Raw genomic sequence first — 3,546 nt, 5'->3', positions numbered from 1 at the left:
CCGGCTGTATGACTGACACACCCCTTCGCCGGCACGGCGGGGGCCTACAGGTTCAGCGCTACGCCTGTAGGCGTCGGCCTTGCCGGCCAAGCACTTCAGCCGCCCAGCCGCTTCTCCATGAACACCCGCCGAAACCCCGCCTGCACGGCCCTGTGGGTTTCGCGATAACCCAGCCGCTCATACAGCCCCAGGTTTTCGCTCATCGCTTCATTGGTGTACAGCCGCACCACCTCCAGCCCCAACTGCCGGGCACGCGCTTCGGCATGCGCCATCAGTTGTCGCCCCAGCCCGCGGCCCTGAGCGGCCGGGCTTACCGCGACATTGTCGAGCAACAGGCCATCGGCCTGGGCGATCAGCACCAGCACACCGAGCACCCGACCTTGCTCTTCGAATACCTCGACCCGACCCTGGGCGATCAGCGCGGCGTAATCCTCCAGCATCGGCCCCGGTTTGGCACCGATGCGTGGAATGTACAGCGCATAGGCAGCCTCGATCAGTGCCTGTACAGGTGCAACGTCGTGGGCGGTGGCGGGGCGGATCATCGGCAGGCTCCTGGTGGGTGGCAGCAAGCGCCTACCTTAAATCAAGGCGTTGTCGCAGGGCAGCATTTTGCCGGTGAACAGGCCCTGATGCCTGGCACACAACCCACTGCTGCCTCACTGTTGCCTGGCCAGCAGTACGCTCGCTGTTTATCCATAAAACTCATATAAATCAAGTACATGTCTCATTGGCACGCCGCTTGCGATAGTCCGCTTACCCTGACTCATCGGAACCCCCGCCATGCCTGCCCCTACCGCCTATCTACCCCTTGCCCTGGCCGTTGCCGCCACGTTGCACGGCGCCGCCGTCCTGGCCGCCGCACCGCCCGCCGACGCCTTGCCCACCGTCACCGTGACCGCGCAGAAGCGCGAAGAATCGGTACAGGACGTACCCTCGGCGATCTCGGTGGTCAGTGACCGCCAGATCGACCGCAGCGGCGGCGGCTTCAGTGCCGGCAAGGCCCTGCAGAACGTGCCCAACGCCATCGCCCCCGAGTTCGCCGGGCACCAGCGCCCGCGCTGGTACATCCGCGGCATGGGCTCGGGCGACATGGCCTCGACCACCGTGTACCCGGTGGGCATCTATACCGATGACGTGTACATCGACCCGCACGTGGCCACCGGCTTCCCGCTCTACGACATGGAGCGCGTCGAGGTGCTGCGCGGCCCGCAAGGCACGCTGTGGGGCAAGAACACCACCGGTGGCGCGATCAACTTCGTGTCGCGCAAGCCAAGCTTCGAAGACGGCGCCAACGGCTACTTCAAGCTCGACCTGGGCAACTACAATTCGCGCCTGTACGAAGGTGCCTACGGCGATACCCTGGTCAAGGACCGCCTGGCCGCGCGGGTGGCGTTCATCGACCAGAGCAGCGACGGCCAGCTCAAGAACGAGGTCGATGGCCATACCGCCGGCGACATCCACGACCAGGCCCTGCGCCTGCAACTGCTGGCCCAGGTCAACGACGACCTGCAGGCCACCCTGCAGCTGCACGCCCGTGACTACAAGGGGCAAGGTATCGTGGCCCGCGCCTGGGGTGCCGGGCCGGGCGGCAGCACGCTGTTCGGGCCCGCGCCCAAGCCTGCCTCCGACAAGGTCGCCTTCACCGGCAAGGCCGATGACCGCATCGAGCACAACGGCCTGCAACTGGCGCTCAAGTGGGACCTGGGCGAGCTGCAGCTGGACTCGATCACCGCCTTCGACGACGTGCACGAAAAGGCCCAGAGCCCGAACATGAGCATCTACGAGTTCGGCCGTGGCTCTAACGACGACCGCTGGAAGCAGGTGTCGCAGGAGCTGCGCCTGTCGTCGGCGAAGAACCAGCCGGTGAGCTGGATCGTCGGCACCCACCTGTTCCACGAACAGCTCGACAGCCACAACAGCAACGCGCTGTTCCCCGAAGCCTACAACCAGGCCTTCGGCGTGGCCGACTTCGGGCGTACCGACATCGACCAGAAGACCGACAGCTTCGCGCTGTTCGGCAGCAGCACCTGGCAGGCCACCGACGACCTGAGCTTCACCGCCGGCCTGCGCTGGACCCGCGAAACCAAGGACATCGACCTGCGCCGGGTGGCCGCGCCGGATGCTGCCAGTGTCGACTTCAGCAACCGCAACGACTGGTGGAAGCATTACAGCGGGCCGCTGGCGACCACGGTGGTGCAGGACGAGAAACGCACCTGGAACAAGCTGACCTACGACTTCACCCCCGAATACCAGCTCAACGACAACGCGCGGGTGTACTTTCGTTATGCCAAGGGCTTTCGTTCCGGCGGCTTCAGCGGCGGGGCGCAGGTGCAGGCCGAGGCCTCGGTGGTGGCGCCGGAGAACGTCGACGCCTACGAACTGGGGGTCAAGAGCGAGTGGTTCGACGAGCGCCTGATCGCCAACGCCAACGTGTTCTACTACGACTATTCGGACATCCAGGTGAACGCGGTGTCGGTGCGCAACGGGCAGGTGGTGTCGTTGCTGACCAACAGCGGCCAGGGCGTGATACGCGGTGCCGAGTTCGAGTTGCAGGCGCTGCCCTTGGCCAACCTGGAACTGCATGGCTCGCTGGGGCTGCTGCATACCGAGTTGCAGGACTTCGAGTCGGGGGGTGTGGACTACTCGGGCAACCGCATTGCACGTTCGCCGTCGCGCACGCTGGCGGTGGGGGGCAGTTATCGCATTGCGCTGGAGAACGGCGACGACATCACCCTGGGCACCGACTGGCGCTACCAGAGCCGGATCTTCTTTCTGCCCACCGCGCAGGCCGACCACAGCGTGTCGCAGGGTGGCTACACACTGGGCAATGCCAGCGCCACGTACCATGTGGGCGGGCAGTATGACCTGGACTTCACCGCCTACGTGAACAACCTCACCGACAAGCAGTACAAGACCGACAGCGTGCCGCTGCCGTTCGATGTGGCGTGGGATGCGCGGGGGGATCGCAGGACGTTCGGGGTGAGTGCCACGACGCGGTTCTGAGGTCGCTCTTGCGGGCCTTATCGCGGGTCAAGCCCGCTCCCACAGGTACAGCGCCGTTCTTGAAACCAGCGCCGTACCTGTGGGAGCGGGCTTGATCCGCGAAGTTTTTCAGGCCGGCAACTGCCCCAGCAGGTACACCCGTAGCCGCTCGATGCTCTTGCGCCACGCATTGCCTACCGGCCACACCAGGTAGTAGGCATCCCCCGTTGCCACCGCCTGCTCGAACTGAGGTCGGGCTTGAGGGCCTTGTCGCGGGTCAAGCCCGCTCCCACAGGTACAGCGCCGTTCTCGAAACCAGCGCCGTACCTGTGGGAGCGGGCTTGCCCCGCGAAGTTTTCAGGCCGGCAACTGCCCCAGCAGGTACACCCGTAGCCGCTCGATGCTCTCGCGCCACGCACTGCCCACCGGCCATACCAGGTAACAGGCATCTCCCGTTGCCACCGCCTGTTCGAACTGAGGTCGGGCTTGCGGGCCTTATCGCGGGTCAAGCCCGCTCCCACAGGTACAGCGCCGTTCTCGAAACCAGCGCCGTACCTGTGGGAG

2 protein-coding genes are annotated in these 3,546 nt (G+C 65.5%); one reads left to right on the top strand and one right to left on the bottom strand.

Annotated features, from left to right (window positions below; genetic code table 11):
- Positions 1-95: 95 nt before the first annotated feature.
- Positions 96-542 (bottom strand): GNAT family N-acetyltransferase, encoded by a 447-nt coding sequence (locus QMX96_RS26520; protein WP_282362710.1) that lies wholly within the window; start codon positions 540-542, stop codon positions 96-98.
- 238 nt (positions 543-780) lie between these two features.
- Here QMX96_RS26520 and QMX96_RS26515 point away from each other — a divergent pair, with 238 nt between their 5' ends.
- Entirely contained in the window at positions 781-3,003 is a 2,223-nt protein-coding gene (locus tag QMX96_RS26515; protein WP_282362709.1) for a TonB-dependent receptor, read from the top strand.
- The last annotated feature ends 543 nt before the right edge of the window (positions 3,004-3,546 follow it).

The sequence above is a fragment of the Pseudomonas sp. PS01300 genome (genome assembly GCF_029960155.1).
Lineage (GTDB): Bacteria > Pseudomonadota > Gammaproteobacteria > Pseudomonadales > Pseudomonadaceae > Aquipseudomonas > Aquipseudomonas palmensis.
Note: the sequence above shows the minus strand (reverse complement) of the source record. Positions and strands in the feature narration are given on the sequence as shown.